The sequence below is a fragment of the Roseobacter sp. genome (assembly GCF_045106495.1).
Taxonomy (GTDB): Bacteria; Pseudomonadota; Alphaproteobacteria; order Rhodobacterales; family Rhodobacteraceae; genus Roseobacter.
Genome location: NZ_JBGCEQ010000005.1, coordinates 45,758 through 61,171, shown reverse-complemented (window position 1 = coordinate 61,171; position 15,414 = coordinate 45,758). Strand labels below are relative to the sequence as shown.

Annotated in this window: 13 protein-coding genes; 5 read left to right on the top strand and 8 right to left on the bottom strand. The window is 54.8% G+C overall.

The window, feature by feature from the left end; translation table 11 throughout:
• Positions 1 to 162 precede the first annotated feature (162 nt).
• The 3 genes from AB8B75_RS05165 to AB8B75_RS05155 all read left to right on the top strand — a co-directional run bounded on the left by AB8B75_RS05165 (position 163) and on the right by AB8B75_RS05155 (position 4,001).
• The gene (locus AB8B75_RS05165; protein ID WP_405360366.1) at positions 163 to 1,893 is read left to right on the top strand and encodes a peptide ABC transporter substrate-binding protein; all 1,731 of its coding nucleotides are present in this window, start codon (positions 163 to 165) and stop codon (positions 1,891 to 1,893) included.
• Between the two features lie 121 nt (positions 1,894 to 2,014).
• Positions 2,015 to 3,022 carry an ABC transporter permease gene (locus AB8B75_RS05160; protein ID WP_405360364.1) on the top strand — a complete coding sequence of 336 codons (1,008 nt, stop codon included), beginning with the start codon at positions 2,015 to 2,017 and terminating at the stop codon, positions 3,020 to 3,022.
• The gene (locus tag AB8B75_RS05155; protein ID WP_405360362.1) at positions 3,015 to 4,001 is read left to right on the top strand and encodes an ABC transporter permease; all 987 of its coding nucleotides are present in this window, start codon (positions 3,015 to 3,017) and stop codon (positions 3,999 to 4,001) included. The genes AB8B75_RS05160 and AB8B75_RS05155 overlap by 8 nt, the downstream gene beginning before the upstream one ends.
• Before the next feature lie 229 nt (positions 4,002 to 4,230).
• Here the strand turns inward: AB8B75_RS05155 and AB8B75_RS05150 are convergent, their stop codons facing one another.
• From AB8B75_RS05150 to AB8B75_RS05130, 5 genes are all read right to left on the bottom strand, one after another.
• Positions 4,231 to 5,514 carry a DUF3422 family protein gene (locus tag AB8B75_RS05150; RefSeq protein WP_405360360.1) on the bottom strand — a complete coding sequence of 428 codons (1,284 nt, stop codon included), beginning with the start codon at positions 5,512 to 5,514 and terminating at the stop codon, positions 4,231 to 4,233.
• Between the two features lie 886 nt (positions 5,515 to 6,400).
• Complete coding sequence (locus AB8B75_RS05145; RefSeq protein WP_405360358.1) at positions 6,401 to 7,834, bottom strand: NAD(P)(+) transhydrogenase (Re/Si-specific) subunit beta; 1,434 nt, start codon at positions 7,832 to 7,834, stop codon at positions 6,401 to 6,403.
• Between the two features lie 13 nt (positions 7,835 to 7,847).
• A complete protein-coding gene (locus AB8B75_RS05140) occupies positions 7,848 to 9,422 on the bottom strand; it encodes a Re/Si-specific NAD(P)(+) transhydrogenase subunit alpha (RefSeq protein ID WP_405360356.1) in 1,575 nt (524 codons plus the stop codon).
• A 125-nt stretch (positions 9,423 to 9,547) separates the two neighbouring features.
• A complete protein-coding gene (locus AB8B75_RS05135; RefSeq protein ID WP_405360355.1) occupies positions 9,548 to 9,997 on the bottom strand; it encodes a methyltransferase family protein in 450 nt (149 codons plus the stop codon).
• Positions 9,994 to 10,374 (bottom strand): VOC family protein, encoded by a 381-nt coding sequence (locus tag AB8B75_RS05130; protein WP_405360354.1) that lies wholly within the window; start codon positions 10,372 to 10,374, stop codon positions 9,994 to 9,996. The genes AB8B75_RS05135 and AB8B75_RS05130 overlap by 4 nt, the downstream gene beginning before the upstream one ends.
• 122 nt (positions 10,375 to 10,496) lie before the next feature.
• Here AB8B75_RS05130 and AB8B75_RS05125 point away from each other — a divergent pair, with 122 nt between their 5' ends.
• Together AB8B75_RS05125 and AB8B75_RS05120 are read left to right on the top strand one after the other, a co-directional pair.
• Complete coding sequence (locus tag AB8B75_RS05125; protein WP_405360353.1) at positions 10,497 to 11,249, top strand: SDR family NAD(P)-dependent oxidoreductase; 753 nt, start codon at positions 10,497 to 10,499, stop codon at positions 11,247 to 11,249.
• Positions 11,250 to 11,318: 69 nt separating this feature from the next.
• Positions 11,319 to 11,864 carry an REP-associated tyrosine transposase gene (locus AB8B75_RS05120; RefSeq protein ID WP_405360352.1) on the top strand — a complete coding sequence of 182 codons (546 nt, stop codon included), beginning with the start codon at positions 11,319 to 11,321 and terminating at the stop codon, positions 11,862 to 11,864.
• Positions 11,865 to 11,877: 13 nt separating this feature from the next.
• On the opposite strand, the gene AB8B75_RS05115 is transcribed toward AB8B75_RS05120, so the two are convergent.
• The 3 genes from AB8B75_RS05115 to AB8B75_RS05105 form a co-directional block, all read right to left on the bottom strand.
• On the bottom strand, positions 11,878 to 12,654 hold the full coding sequence (locus AB8B75_RS05115; RefSeq protein WP_405360350.1) for a gamma-glutamyl-gamma-aminobutyrate hydrolase family protein: 777 nt from the start codon (positions 12,652 to 12,654) through the stop codon (positions 11,878 to 11,880).
• Between the two features lie 118 nt (positions 12,655 to 12,772).
• A complete protein-coding gene (locus AB8B75_RS05110; RefSeq protein ID WP_405360349.1) occupies positions 12,773 to 13,198 on the bottom strand; it encodes a heme-binding protein in 426 nt (141 codons plus the stop codon).
• A gap of 65 nt (positions 13,199 to 13,263) precedes the next feature.
• Positions 13,264 to 15,405 (bottom strand): malate synthase G, encoded by a 2,142-nt coding sequence (locus tag AB8B75_RS05105; protein WP_405360347.1) that lies wholly within the window; start codon positions 15,403 to 15,405, stop codon positions 13,264 to 13,266.
• Positions 15,406 to 15,414: the final 9 nt, after the last annotated feature.

Genomic DNA, 15,414 nt, shown 5'->3' with positions numbered 1-15,414 from the left:
AAAGATGCTTCGATAGGCACGTGCAACCGGGACGATTGCTCAAAAACCAAGTAATTTAGCTACGTTAGGGCAATTAATCGCGGTGCCTTCGGTCCAAACAAAAGCGCCTGTCGCGAAAAAGAGGCGTAAAGCGGCACTGACGTGTCCAACATGGAGTATAAAATGAATCTCAAAACTGTTTTGATGGGGGCAGTCGCGATATCAGCACTTGCGCCTCTTGCACTTGCAGATGGCCATTCAGGCGATCGTGGCCGCGATGGCCAGCTCAATATTATTTATTGGCAGGCCCCCTCGACGCTGAACCCGTTCCTGTCAGGCGGCACAAAGGAAAACGAAGCGGCAAGCCTCATTCTGGAATCGCTCGCGCGTTTCAACGAAAAAGGCGAGATGGTACCCTGGTTGGCCGAAGACATCCCTACCGTCGACAATGGCGCTGTTGCCGAAGATCTGACGTCAATCACCTGGACGCTGAAAGAAGACCTGCAATGGTCAGATGGATCAGCGGTGACTGCAGACGATATCCTGTTTACCTATGAATATTGTACGCATCCAGAAAGCGGCTGTGCCTCGCTGAGCTATTTCGATGGTATTTCGGGTATCGAAGCTGTCGGCGATCGTGGCGTCAAAATCTCATTCGATGCGCCCAAACCTTTCCCCTACACGGCATTTGTGGGAGCAGAATCGCCAATTTTGCAAAAAGCCCAATTTGAAGACTGCCTTGGCGCACGCGCTCCAGAATGCACCGACGCCAATTTTGGCCCTATCGGCACCGGCCCCTTCAAGGTTTCAGAATTCCGCCCAAACGATGTGATTACATACGTTGCCAATGACAACTTCCGCGAAGAAGGCAAACCGGCTTTCGCCACCGTGACGTTCAAAGGCGGCGGCGATGCAGCTGCGGCTGCGCGTTCCGTTCTGGAAACAGGTGAGTTTGACTACGCTTGGAACCTGCAACTTGCGCCCGACGTTTTGGCGCGCATGGAAGAGGCGGGCAAAGGGACTGTTGTCGCGGCCTATGGAACATCCGTGGAACGGCTGATGATCAACCAGACCAACGCCAGCCCAGAGCTTGGACCGGAACAACGCTCTGTTTATATGGGTGGTGAGAACAAACATCCTTTCCTTACGGACCCCAAAGTTGGTCAGGCACTATCGATGGCCATCGACCGGGCGCTGATTGATGAGATCGGCTATGGTGCCGGCGGCCAACCGACCTGTAACGTATTGCCTGCACCAGAGCTCTATGCCTCAACAGCCAATGACGGTTGCCTTGTGCAGGATATCGAGGGTGCCAACGCATTGCTAGACGAGGCAGGTTGGGTCGACACAAATGGCAATGGTGTGCGCGACAAAGATGGCATCGAGTTGTCGATCCTGTTCCAGACATCAACCAATGCTGTACGTCAGGACACACAGGCTTTGATCAAAGACTGGTGGAACCAGATCGGCGTGGAAACAGAACTGCGCAATATCGACGCTTCGGTCTTTTTTGGCAGTGACCCGGGCTCACCGGACACCTTCCAGAAGTTCTATGCAGACGTCGAAATGTACACCAACAACTTCGCAGGCGTCGATCCAGAGGCCTATATGGGCAATTGGGTCTGTGCGGACATTCCGGGCCCGAACACCCAATGGCAGGGCAACAACATGCAGCGGTTCTGCGACCCTGAATACGATGCCTTGGTCGAAGAAATGTCTCAAACTTCCGATCTGGCTAAACGGGGCGAATTGGCCAAAAAGATGAACGACATGCTGGTGCAAAGCAATTCGATCATCCCGCTGATCCACCGCGGCAACCCATCGGCACACAGCAACACGCTCGGGGGCGTGAAGATGTCTGACTGGGACAGCGAAATCTGGAACATTGCTGACTGGTATCGCATCGACGGCTGATGCATTTTTGGGCAGGGGCGCAGAAAGTGACGCGCCCCTGCCCGCTGCTACCTCTTGCAGGTTGGAATACCTGCACCCCTGCCCGCAACAATAACAAGACTGACGCATAAAGGCGTAGCACATGCTGACTTTCACGATCCGGCGACTGGTTCTGTCGATCCCGACCCTGTTTTTCATCTCGCTGGTGATCTTTTTTCTTCTGCAACTGGCACCCGGTGATCCAATGGCGCAAGTGCCGCTGACGGTCCCTCCCGAAGTTAAAGAGAAGATGCGCGAAGCGCTTGGATTGGGTCAGCCACTGCACGTGCAATACTTAAAATGGCTGGTGCAGTTTTTCTGGATCGAACCTCAGGTGGTTTTCGATCACTGGTTTGGAACGACCTTCGCGGAAGGCAAGCAGCGCGTGATTTCCTGGCAGAGCCGCTCGCCGGTCATGGACATCGTGGTACAGCGCATACCTCAGACGCTGTGGGTTGTGGGCATGTCCTATATCGTCGGCATCCTGATTGCCCTGCCGATCGGGATTTATTCGGCCTACAAACAATATTCCGTGTTCGACCAGGCTGGAACTTTTGTTTCTATGATCGGGTTTTCTGTACCGCCATTTTTTTCCGGTGTCGTTGTGATCGTGATCTTCTCGGTAAACCTGGGATGGTTTCCTTCGATCTATGATACCACGCACGTGGTTACGGATTGGGACAGCTTCAAAGTTCAGCTGCAACAGATGATTATGCCTGTCATGGTTCTGGCCTTGCAAACCACAGCGCAGATCAGCAGGTTCATGCGCGCTTCCATGCTCGACAATCTAAACCAGGATTACGTGCGCACCGCCCGCGCCAAAGGCTTGAAAGAAAGTTCGGTCGTTCTGATACACGTGTTGCGCAACTCGATGATACCGATCATCACGGTGATCGCTTTGGGCATCCCATCGATCTTTGGCGGCGCGATCATAACCGAAACTCTTTTCAAGGTGAACGGCATCGGACAGTTACTCCTTACCGCGCTTTTTGCCAATGATCTGCCAATGGTCATGACGCTGACCTTTATCTTTGCCATCCTCATCGTTTTCTTCAATCTGATCGCTGACGTCCTCTACGGTGTTCTCGATCCGAGGATCCGCTATGACTGATCTGACCACACCCCCTGCCGAAGTGGAACTCTACGGCGCTCTTAAAGACAAAGAACCCCCCAAGGCGCCACGCAGTCAGTGGAAGGACGTCTGGGATCAATTCCGCAAACACAAAGGCGCGTTGATCGGCGGTGGCTTTTTGCTTTTCATCACGCTGGCGGTTCTGTTTGGGCCGATGGTTTGGGACGTGGACCCCAAGACACTCGACATTCGCAACAAGGATATGCGCCCCCTCTACACCCTGCTTTGGGATGGCGACGCCAAAACAAGCTGGGAAAAACCGCTGGGGTCGGACAACCTCGGTCGGGATATTCTGGCCACGTTGATCGCAGGCGGCAGAGCCTCGATGGCCGTGGGTTGGACAGCCATGATACTGGCGCTCTTTATTGGCACCGCCGTCGGTGTCTGCGCCGGCTATTTCCGCAAAATGGACGGGCCCTTGATGCGCCTGACGGATCTTTTCCTATCGTTGCCGATCCTGCCGCTCTTACTCGTGGCGGTGACCCTGTTCCGACAACCGCTCCGGGCGAATTTCGGACCGGAAACGGGTATGTTCATCCTGATCGTTGGGGTCATAGGCATCACCTCCTGGATGCAAACCGCGCGTATCGTGCGTGGCGAAATCCTTGCGCTAAAGGAACGGGAATTCGTGCTTGCAGCCCGGTCCATCGGGACCAAGCCCTTCGCCATCATCCGGCGACATCTCCTGCCCAACGTCATTTCACCGATTATGGTGTCTGCAACGCTGGGGCTTGCAACGGCCATCATCACTGAAAGCGCGCTGAGCTTTCTTGGTGTGGGCTTCCCCTCGGATTTTCCCACCTGGGGCAAGCTTTTGTCTGACGCCGTGCCGAGGATGGAAGAATTTCCAGAACGCGTCATGCTGCCTGGCATTTTGATTTCTCTTACAGTCCTATCGGTGAACTACCTTGGCGACGGCCTGCGTGATGCATTGGACCCCAGAATTCGCGGCCGCTAAGCCGTGGACGCTTTTGACGATAGAGTGGCAATCGGAATGGCATGGGCGCAGCTCGATACACCAACGCAGTTTACTGAACACTGTAAAGGGCGGTAGCGAGGGCGTTTTCCGTTACGCCAGAAAAGCGCGGGACAGTCGGCTTTTTCAAATTGACCCTAGACGGCGCTCGATCAAAATGCGCCGCGCTTTTGAACTGATGCGTGAGCCAACAACCTTGACGCAAAATACACTACTCCACGTTCTTCCTCAATCGCCGCACCAGCCACCAGACAAGCAGAACAACGGGCACCGTCGCCAATGCTGTTAGCATCCCCTTGCTCATCCCTGTCGCTTGCGTCAGCGGGTAGAGCAGATAGCCCACCAAAGATACCGCGTAATAACTGATCGCGACCACCGACAAGCCCTCAACTGTGCGCTGCAACCGCAACTGCAAATCCGACCGCTTGTCCATACTCTCCAAAAGTGACTGGTTTTGGGCTGACCGCTCCACATCGACGCGCGTGCGCAATAGATTTGAGGCCCTTATGGACCGGCTCGACATCGCCTCAAGCCGACGCTCCGCCGAATTCACCGTGCGCATTGCGGGCGCATAACGGCGCATCATGAACTCCGCAAAATGCTGGCGTCCTTGAAACCGTTCTTCTCGCAGGGCTGCGATGCGTTGATTGACCAAGGCTTCGTACGCACCCGTCGCGCCAAAACGGAACGACGATTGTGCCGAGAGTGTCTCCAATTCTGCCGAGATCGACAAAAGGTTGTTCAACGTCCATTCCGCCAGCGCATCCTCGTCGGACATGTCACTCATCAATCCCGTGAGCTTGGTATCAAGATCATTCAGTTTTGGCTGAAGTGTCCGTGTGCGCGCAAATCCGATCATGGACATGGTCTTATAGGTCTCGATCTCGCAGAGTCTTTGCACAATTCGACCTATGCGACGGGTTCCCGTTTCAGGTTTTGCAAAGACCGCAAACCTAAGGTGGCCATTCAGATCGATACGGAAATCACCGGCTACAATCGCCTCACGGTCCAGCACCTCTGATACAGCCAGGCTTTCAGAGACAAACCACTCGTCCAGACGTGCGTCTACGTCTTCTATTTCCTTCGGGCACCGCTCCACGTGCAATAATACCGACGTGATACGCTGACCAGGCGCATTCGCCAGCCATTCCGCCGGAAAAACGTCAAATTGCACGGGGTCAAACGGGCGCCCCGAAGCCCCTTCGCGAAACGCTGTATATGTCACGAATTCCGTATGCTGTTCCCATTTCAGCCAGTATTTTCCGATCTGTCCATAATAATGGGTCGCCCCCGGCTGCGGATGCGGGGCACCATGGCGGTCCAGCAACGCCGTCAGATGTTCCAAATCCTGCACCCGATCCCGACTGACAGCATCGTTAGGCTGCTTAATCGCGATGTAAACTGCGGTGCAGGGCGCCTCCATGGAAGGAAAAGGGCGCGCATGCAGCTCATTTGCCAGTTTATACCGGAGTGGATGATCGTCGATCGGTGCCATCAAAACTCTCTCATGCTTAGAGTGAGGGATAATGCACAATCAATTTAAGTCAAATTATTTTTTGATATTTTTCAATGTGTTAATAGAACGCAATGGTATACAATTTCTCTGTTTGTCTTCAAAGAGCCCACAATGCGCGCGATTTGAACCACTTAGACAGGCTCGGGTCAGCCAGTCCATGCATCGAGATTTCGTTGCAAACACCAAAGAAGCCATGTATTTATTGGCCTCTCGACGACTGGCAAAATCCCCACTGCTTTGAATTTTCAAAGTTCTTCTCACACCACAGTCTCATTTCCGTCAAGGTCTCAGACGGCTCAAAAGCCTGCGAATTGGTCCCACACATGACTTGCAAGGCAGGACAAGAATTCGTTTTCTGCACCACGGTCCAGACCACGCAGCCTCAAGATGCATCCCCGACGAAAACATCCCCTTTTCAAGATCACTGAAGCAATATCAACAACACACTTCAGGTCATGAATGCGACCAGCTCGATCCCAGACAATCTTCGAACCAGACGGTGGATTGACCAGTCCAGACGACTACGCAGCCAAATGCAATTATGCGGGTTCGGACTCGCCGCTCGAATTCGGAAGCGGCACCTTCACTATGGACCAGACCGGCAAGGTATTTTGGGAAAGCGGTCAACGCCCCGACGTGGCGCCGAACACAAACAGCGGGGAGACTTATGGGCCTGCGAGATTGGCGGATCAATCCAACTCAAAATAAACCTCTGGTGGTCAGGGTCACATCCGATTGAGCACGTGTCCCAGCATCATTGGGTTGGCACTTTACATCCTCGCAAAGAGTCAACTTGGGGCGATAAAAAAAGGGCACCACATGATGGGCGCCCCTCTTTGGCATTGCTCAATTGTCAGCCGCCGAGTTAGTCAATCATCGGCAGCAGCTTATCGAGGCTCGCTTTTGCGTCGCCATAGAACATGCGGGTGTTCTCTTTGAAAAACAGCGGGTTTTCGATACCCGAGTATCCTGTGCCTTGGCCCCGTTTTGAGACAAAGACCTGTTTAGCTTTCCAACATTCCAGTACCGGCATCCCGGCAATGGGTGAGTTCGGATCATCCTGGGCGGCAGGGTTCACAATGTCATTGGAGCCGATGACAATCGCAACATCGGTATCTGGGAAATCCTCGTTGATCTCATCCATTTCCATGACAATGTCATAGGGCACTTTGGCCTCACCCAGCAGTACGTTCATATGGCCCGGCAGACGCCCCGCGACGGGGTGAATGGCAAACCGCACGTTCTTGCCCTGCGCGCGCAGTTTGCGCACCAGTTCCGCCACGCCCTGCTGCGCTTGTGCTACCGCCATGCCATAGCCGGGGATGATGATGACGCTATCCGCTTCGTTCAGCGACGTGGCAACGCCGTCGGCTTCAATAGCGATCTGTTCACCTTCAACAGCCATCTGCTCACCGGCAGGGCCGCCAAAGCCACCCAGGATCACGGAAATAAACGACCGATTCATCGCCTTGCACATGATGTAGCTCAGGATTGCACCTGAAGAGCCCACAAGCGCGCCCACAACGATGAGAAGGTCGTTACCGAGGCTGAACCCAATCGCTGCTGCTGCCCAGCCAGAGTAGCTGTTGAGCATCGACACAACGACCGGCATATCCGCGCCGCCAATGCCCATAATCAGGTGGTAGCCGATAAAGAGGGCAGCCAGTGTCATCAGGAACAGTGGGAAAAACCCGCCTGTGTTGAAATACCAAATCAGGCAGAGCAGCGACAACGCCGCCGCCCCTGCATTAAGCACATGTCCGCCCGGCAGTTTCTTGGCAGAGGTATCGACTTTGCCCGCCAGCTTGCCATAGGCAATCACCGATCCGGTAACGGTCACCGCACCGACGAAGATACCAAGGAACAGTTCCACCCGCAGAATGGCGATCTCAACGCCGTCTTTCTTGGCCAGAAGGGCGGCAAAGCCGTCAAGACCCTTGCGCGTCTCTTCGTCCATGCCCGCCACGCGGCCCATTTCGATATGGGCAATCAAGCCCACAAAGACCGCCGCCAGACCCACAAGGGAGTGCATCGCCGCGACAAGTTCGGGCATTTGCGTCATCTGGACCCGCGTCGCCAGTTGGTAGCCGATCGCGCCACCAAGGCCGATCAGGATGATCGAGGCAGGCCATAGCCCAGCGCCCGGTCCGATCAGGGTCGCGGCCACAGCCAGCGCCATGCCGACGATGCCATACCAGACGGCGCGTTTTGCGCTTTCCTGGCCCGAGAGCCCGCCCAGCGACAAAATGAAGAGGATGGCTGCGACCACATAGGCCGCTGTTGTAAATCCAAAGTCCATTGTGCCCGTCCCCTTAAGATTTCTGGAACATGGCGAGCATGCGCCGTGTCACGAGAAAGCCACCAAATATGTTGATCCCGGCCATGAAGACCGAAAGTGCCGCGAGTAAAATCACTAGCAAGGAGCCAGATCCGATCTGCATCAGCGCACCGAGAATGATGATCGACGAGATCGCGTTTGTGATTGCCATCAGTGGTGTGTGCAACGAATGCGCCACGCCCCAGATCACCTGGAAACCGACAAAGACGGCCAGGACGAAGACGATAAAGTGCTGCATGAAACTTGCCGGGGCCACAAGGCCAACTGCGAGCAACAAGGCGCCGCCAATGGCCAGCAGTGTGACCTGGTTTTTGGTCTGCTGTTTGAACGCGGCAACTTCGGCTGCGCGTTTTTCTTCCGCTGTGGGCTCTTTTGGAGCAGCCTTTTTCGGCGCCGCCGCGATTGCCGCGATTTTGGGCGGCGGCGGTGGGAAGGTGACCTCCTTGGCATGTGCAATGGTCGCACCGCGGATCACATCATCCTCCATGTCATGATTGATCGCACCGTCTTTTTCGGGCGTCAGATCAGTCATCATGTGGCGGATGTTAGTGGAATAAAGTGTCGAAGCCTGGGCTGCCATCCGGCTTGGGAAGTCGGTGTAGCCAATGATGGTCACGCCGTTGTCGGTGACGATCTTCTCGTCCATGACAGTCATTTTGCAATTGCCGCCTTTTTCAGCTGCAAGATCCACGATCACCGAGCCCGGTTTCATGGATTTGACCATGTCCTCGGTCCAAAGCTCCGGTGCTTCGCGGTTCGGGATCAGCGCGGTACAGATCACGATATCCATGTCCGGTGCCAACTCGCGGAATTTCGCAAGCTGTGCAGCGGTAAACTCCGGACTGGACACGGCGGCATAACCGCCTGTTGCAGATCCGTCCTGCTGTTCTTCATCAAAATCGAGGAAAACAAACTCGGCGCCCATCGATTCAACCTGCTCCGCCACTTCCGGACGCACGTCAAAGGCATAGGTGATCGCGCCCAGAGAGGTTGAAGTGCCGATCGCGGCAAGACCAGCCACACCCGCGCCGACAACGAGAACCTTTGCCGGTGGCACTTTGCCCGCAGCCGTAACCTGTCCCGTGAAAAACCGGCCAAAGTTGTTGCCTGCCTCGATAACGGCACGGTAGCCGGCAATGTTGGCCATGGAGCTGAGCGCATCCATCTTTTGCGCCCGCGAAATACGCGGCACCATGTCCATCGCAATGACGGTAGAGCCTTTTTTGGCGGCCGCTTCCATCAAATCGGTATTGCCCGCCGGGTTGAAGAAGGAGATCAAAGTCTGGCCTTCGCGCAGGCGCTTCATCTCGGCATCCGAAGGCGGACGCACCTTGGCCACGACATCTGCCGCCTTCCACAAAGCGGCGGCGGTTTTGGCAACAGTTACGCCAGCAGCCTTGTAATCTGCATCCGAAAATCCCGCTGCTTCTCCAGCTTTGGATTCAATGACACACTCATGGCCAAGCTTCTGAAGGTCCTTGGCTGAGGCAGGCGTCATTGCCACCCGTGCTTCACCCTCAAATGTTTCTTTTGGTGTCCCGATCTTCAATTGTAGTTCCCCCGTGTGGTGCGATTTTGCGCAAAATGGTGCACAGAACTGGCTTTTCCAGTACCGCCTACACAGTCGAGGTACAAGCACATGACGAAAAGTGAGCGCTCACGGTTGCACAGAGCTCACACCCACCTGCGCGTTTTCTGGGCATATCGTGCAAACTCGGCGCGGAACACGCGCCGCATGCGGTTTTCTTCTGGGACGATGAAACGTCTCTCGAGCACCCAGACCAGGATGGGGACCAGAACAAGGGCCAAAACCGCATCCCACCACAAACACAGCCCGGCGAGGATCAAAACATCCGCAAGGTAAATCGGGTTCCGCGTGCGCTCAAAGACGCCAGTTTGGATTAGATCAGTCGGTGTTTCATGGGGGATGATTGTGGTTTTGTGCCGCCGAAACTCCATCATCGCCAATAGCGCCAACACGATGCCTGCCCCAACCAGTAGACCGGCCACCAGAAACGTGACCGGATGAGCGAGGCTTAGATTAAACGAATAATACCTCCCTTGTATCCAAGCCAGAACTGCGAAAAAAATCAGCCAAATAGGAGGCAAATCCACCCACTTCACAACGCGCCTGTTGGGTCTTTGGGTTGCCACAGTTGGATGGGATTGCCTTCGGGATCGGTCAATCTGGCAAACCACCCGTTTGGATAGGTTTCGCCCTCGACCTCCACCTCAATATCCGCGGCTCGCAGTTGCGCCACCATCGCGTCCAGATCGTCCACCCTGAAATTGATCATCCAGTTTTTTGTGAGATCCCCAAAATAGGCGCTCTCCGCCGTGAAAGGCGCAAACACTGTTGGTCCGGTGTCTTGTTGCCATACTGGCGCATCGTAACTGTCCGGAACTTCATTGATCCCAAGATACTTCGCATACCACGCGGACAGCCCTTTAGGATCTTCCGACCTGAAAAAAAAGCCGCCAATGCCAGTCACTTTTTGCATGATACCACCCTTTTGAAACTGGGGAGAACTTAACCTTTTATGGCCCCAAAAACAATTGCCCGCGGTCCCTTGCGCTTGATGGCACTGCAACTAAGCTGGACATCAACCTGAAAGGAAGTTCCATGTCATTGGCAGGTAAGCATGCATTGGTAACAGGCGGTGGCACCGGCATAGGGCTTGCCATTGCCCAGGATTTCGCTGCACAGGGCTGCGCAGTGACAATCACAGGACGGCGCCAAGAAGTTTTGGACAATGCCTGCACGGAGCGTATTTTTGGCAATGTGATGGACGTGCGCGACGAGGAGAGTGTTGTTTCGACCATCGCAGCCGCGGTCGAAGCACGCGGTCCCGTCCAGATATGTGTCGCCAATGCTGGCATCGCCGAAGGGCGCGCAGTGCATAAAACCGATCTGGATTTTTGGCGAAACATGATGGCGACAAATCTCGACGGTGCCTTTTTGACCATCCGCGAGTCCTTGAAGTCCATGCGCGAAACAGACTGGGGCCGCGTGATTGCAATTTCCTCCGTCGCCGGGTTGCGTGGCTTGCAGGGGGCGGCGTGTTACACGGCATCCAAACATGGTTTGATTGGTCTGATCCGGTCATTGAGCGAAGATTATTTGGGCAAACCAATGACGTTCAATGCACTCTGCCCAGCTTATGTCGATACTCCAATCGTCACGCGCAATACTGCGTCCATTGCAAAGCGCGCCAATCTTAGCCCAGACCAAGCCAAAGCGATGATGGTCTCTGCAAATCGGCACAACCGATTGATTGACTCAAAAGAAGTGTCCGCAGCGGCATTGTGGTTGGCATCTCCGGGATCAGAAAGCGTAAACGGCCAGGCCATTGAGATCGCAGGAGGTCAAATGTAGCTCAAAAATTGAGCTTTGCGGCCACATTTCTTCAGTATCCATTAACCACGCTGGCGATAGAACACCGGCATGGAACAACACACCCGATCCAAAGCCCAAGGGGCAATTCATTTCTTCACCGTGCGTTTGGCTGATCGCAAGAGCACCCTGCTTGTAGACAACGTAGACTTGCTCCGCCAGACCATGCGCTTGACGATGCAGCGCTATCCTTTTGAAATTGACGCAATTGTCATTTTGCCCTCAACCATCCACACATTGTGGACATTGCCAAAGAGCGACACGGATGTCCGTGCAAGGTGGCATTTTCTAAAGAGCGCTTTCTCGCGAGCGCTTCCAATGCCCGAAGACCGTGCGGCAGTGCAGAGGTCACGAAAAGAAAAAGGGATTTGGCAAAGTAGGTTTTGGGAACATCGGATAAGTTCTAAACAAGATCTGGCGCTTCATCGCTATCTCATCCGCACGGCACCGGTTCAGAACGGACTTGCCGCCAAACCGGAAGACTGGACGTGGACTTCATTGCACAGGGATTTGGCCAATTGCGACACTGCAGTGAACTCAGAGAGACCGGAGCGCTTTAACAATTTGAACTTAAAAGCGAAAGTATCAGCGTTGTAAATTCAAAGCGCTTCTAGGCAACATTCGCAGGGCGGGCTATTTGGCCTTTTGACCACGCCCGCGCCGCATCTCCAAAGGCAGCAAAAAGCGGTCTCGAAACAGGATCTTTTGCAGCCGCATACTCAGGATGCCACTGCACTGAGAGCGTAAATCCAGGCGCACCGTCTATGTAAATTGCTTCTGGCGTGCCATCGGGTGCGGTACCGTCAACCACCACACGCGGCCCGGAAGATTTGATCCCTTGCCCGTGTAACGTATTGGTCATTACTTCCCGCGCGCCCATGAGACGATGAAACACACCACCTTCGGTAAGCGACACGACGTGTCGGTGCTCAAATTTTTCTTCCAACGTGCCATCGGGAGGCATTCTGTGGTTCATGCGTCCCGGCAAATCCCTGATCTCGGGATACAGCGACCCGCCCATTGCCACATTCACTTCTTGAAACCCCCTGCAAACACCTAGAAACGGTTGCCCGCGCTCGACACAGGCCCGCACCAATGGCAGCGTTATGGCGTCGCGGTTGCGATCATAGTCGCCATGCGCTTCTGTATACTCTTCCCCGTATTCTTCAGGGTGCACATTGGGTCGCCCACCGGTGAAGAGAAACCCGTCACATGAAGCGAGCAACTCTTCGACTGTGACGTAATCGGGGTTGGTCGGGATCATCAAGGGCATGCATCCGGAAACTTCGGCAATCGCTTCCGAATTCATCGTCCCGCCTGCATGAACGGGGTATTGATCATGCATGAGGTAGTGATTGCAAATAATGCCGACGATCGGTCTCGCCATTCGTGCCCCTTTCGACGTTGCGTCCAGACTGATATAGCGTTGCACGAAAACGGTTAACAGCCCATCACCGCGCAAAAGCCTGTGCGCCATTGCGCAGGTTGGACACTGTGCACGTTTTCTAGGCGTCTCCCACCAGACCCGCTGCCTCGATACCGGCCATGCCCGCAATCACGTCATTTTCCGACGTGTCGCCCGTAATGCCGACCGCCCCGATCACCAGGCCTCTTTTGTCGCGCAGAAGTACACCGCCCGGAACCGGCACCAGCTTACCATCATAAACTCCGTTCACCGCGTTGATAAAATAAGCCTGTGCCTCCGCACGCACCATTTGCGCTGAGCTTGGGATGCCCAACATAATGGCACCATAAGCCTTGCCGTGCGCAATCCCGAAGCGTCCCGGCGCGGCACCATCTTCGCGCTCAAACGCCTGCACATGACCGCCGGAATCCAGAACAACCACCGACAAAGGTTTGAACTCCATTTCACGCCCTTTGGCGATGGTTTTTCGTATGATCGAACGGGCTTTTTTCAGTGAAATTGTCATGTGCACCTCGGTAGTCTGCGATTTGGTTTTAACGCCGAAACTTGTTTGTTCCGGATTGGACGTCTCTATCCAGCGGCCTTAAGCTCCAAGCGACGCGCATGCAAGACAGGTTCCGTATAACCAGAAGGTTGCGTGCGTCCTTTGAAGACGAGATCGCAGGCGGCCTGAAACGCAATGCCATCATAACCTGGCGCCATTGGGTGATAGAGCGGATCACCTGCATTCTGACCATCCACAACTTCCGCCATCTTGCGCATCACTTTCATCACGTCCTGCGCATCCACAACCCCGTGATGCAGCCAGTTCGCAATGTGCTGCGCGGAAATGCGACAGGTTGCGCGGTCTTCCATCAAGCCCACATTGTTCATATCCGGCACTTTGGAACAGCCCACGCCCTGATCCACCCAACGCACCACGTAGCCCAGAATGCCCTGCGCATTGTTTTCGACTTCGCGCAGTTTTTGCGCGTCTGTCCATTTTTGATATTCGGCCAGAGGAATGTTCAAGACCGTATCTACATAGGCGCGGCGCCCGCCTTTTTTCAGCTTGGCCTGCACGTCAAACACATTCACTTTGTGATAATGCAAAGCATGCAGCGTGGCCGCGGTCGGGCTGGGCACCCATGCGCAGTTCGCGCCGGCTTTGGGATGCTCGATTTTCTGCTCCAGCATGGCAGCCATCATATCCGGCATCGCCCACATGCCCTTGCCGATCTGTGCCCGGCCAGAGAGTCCACATTCAAGACCAATGTCCACATTCTGATTTTCGTAAGCGCCAATCCAGGTCTTGCGTTTGATGAAATCTTTGCGACTGAAGGGACCGGCTTCCATGGATGTATGGATTTCATCGCCTGTCCGGTCCAAAAACCCGGTGTTGATAAAGGCAACGCGGGATTTTGCCGCCCGGATGCATTCCTTGAGGTTCACAGATGTGCGGCGCTCTTCGTCCATGATACCCAACTTCGCCGTATACTGCGGCAGGCCCAGAACATCTTCGACGCGGCCAAAAATGTTGTCCGCAAAAGCCACCTCTTCGGGGCCGTGCATCTTGGGTTTCACAACATAGACCGACCCTTTCAACGAATTGCCACCTTCGCATTTGAGGTCATGCATCGCAATCAGTGTGGTGATCATCGCGTCCATCACGCCCTCGAAGACTTCGTTCCCGTCACGGTCGCGGATCGCCGGGTTTGTCATCAGATGCCCGACGTTTCGTATCAACATCAGAGCGCGCCCCTTGAGAGACACCTTTAAACCGTCTGGCCCGGTATATTCGCGATCAGGGTTCAGGGCCCGAGTGACTTGTTTGCCAGCCTTCTCAAAGCTTTCCTGCAAATCTCCTTTCATCAGTCCCAACCAATTGGCGTAGGCCACGACTTTATCCTCGGCATCGACGCAGGCGACCGAATCCTCGCAATCCATGATGGCGGACACAGCACTTTCCATCTGCACATCGGCCAGACCGGCTTGATCCCGGCTGCCGATCAGATGCGTGCGATCGAAAACCAATTCGACGTGCAACGCGTTGTTTCGCAACACAATGCGGTCTGGCGCTTTGGGATGGCCAATGTAGCCGACAAATTTTGTCGGATCGATCAATGGCTGGTCATCGATTAGCAATGCCCCGTTATGCACGTAGTACCGCCGGGCGTCAGCGTGACTTGTCTTGACGATGGGAAACGCCTCGTCGAGAAAAACGCGTGCCCGCGCCACAACGCGCGCGCCGCGCCCCTGATCATATCCTCCGGCGGGAGGCGCGCTGCCCATGGCATCGGTGCCATAGAACCCGTCGTAAAGGCTGCCCCAACGCGCATTTGCAGCGTTCAGTGCATAGCGTGCATTGGTGATCGGTACGACAAGCTGCGCGCCCGGCACCCGTGCAATCTCATCGTCCACATTGGCAGTGTCGATCTCAAACGCTGAACCTTCGGGCACCAAATACCCGATCTCACGCAAGAACGCGCAATAGGCCTCGTGATCATGCGCTGTCCCACGCCGTTCAACATGCCAAGCATCGATCTGCCCCTGAATGGCTTCGCGTTTTTCCAATAGGGCGCGGTTCTGAGCGGCCGTGTCGTTCACCAAATCCGAAAAGCCAGACCAGAACGTTGCCGGATCGACGTCCGTTCCTGGAAGCGCCTGCGCCTCGATAAATTGGGCCAGTTCATCCGACACCTGAAGATCGTTTCTCTGGATAAACTCGGCCATGCGGAAAAC

What these genes read in the sequence shown, in the direction of transcription:
- AB8B75_RS05165 (WP_405360366.1), top strand. Translation starts at nt 163, where the DNA reads ATGAATCTCAAAACTGTTTTGATGGGGGCAGTCGCGATATCAGCACTT.
- AB8B75_RS05160 (WP_405360364.1), top strand. Translation starts at nt 2,015, where the DNA reads ATGCTGACTTTCACGATCCGGCGACTGGTTCTGTCGATCCCGACCCTG.
- AB8B75_RS05155 (WP_405360362.1), top strand. Translation starts at nt 3,015, where the DNA reads ATGACTGATCTGACCACACCCCCTGCCGAAGTGGAACTCTACGGCGCT.
- AB8B75_RS05150 (WP_405360360.1), bottom strand. Translation starts at nt 5,514, where the DNA reads ATGGCACCGATCGACGATCATCCACTCCGGTATAAACTGGCAAATGAG.
- AB8B75_RS05145 (WP_405360358.1), bottom strand. Translation starts at nt 7,834, where the DNA reads ATGGACTTTGGATTTACAACAGCGGCCTATGTGGTCGCAGCCATCCTC.
- AB8B75_RS05130 (WP_405360354.1), bottom strand. Translation starts at nt 10,374, where the DNA reads ATGCAAAAAGTGACTGGCATTGGCGGCTTTTTTTTCAGGTCGGAAGAT.
- AB8B75_RS05125 (WP_405360353.1), top strand. Translation starts at nt 10,497, where the DNA reads ATGTCATTGGCAGGTAAGCATGCATTGGTAACAGGCGGTGGCACCGGC.
- AB8B75_RS05120 (WP_405360352.1), top strand. Translation starts at nt 11,319, where the DNA reads ATGGAACAACACACCCGATCCAAAGCCCAAGGGGCAATTCATTTCTTC.
- AB8B75_RS05115 (WP_405360350.1), bottom strand. Translation starts at nt 12,654, where the DNA reads ATGGCGAGACCGATCGTCGGCATTATTTGCAATCACTACCTCATGCAT.
- AB8B75_RS05110 (WP_405360349.1), bottom strand. Translation starts at nt 13,198, where the DNA reads ATGACAATTTCACTGAAAAAAGCCCGTTCGATCATACGAAAAACCATC.
- AB8B75_RS05105 (WP_405360347.1), bottom strand. Translation starts at nt 15,405, where the DNA reads ATGGCCGAGTTTATCCAGAGAAACGATCTTCAGGTGTCGGATGAACTG.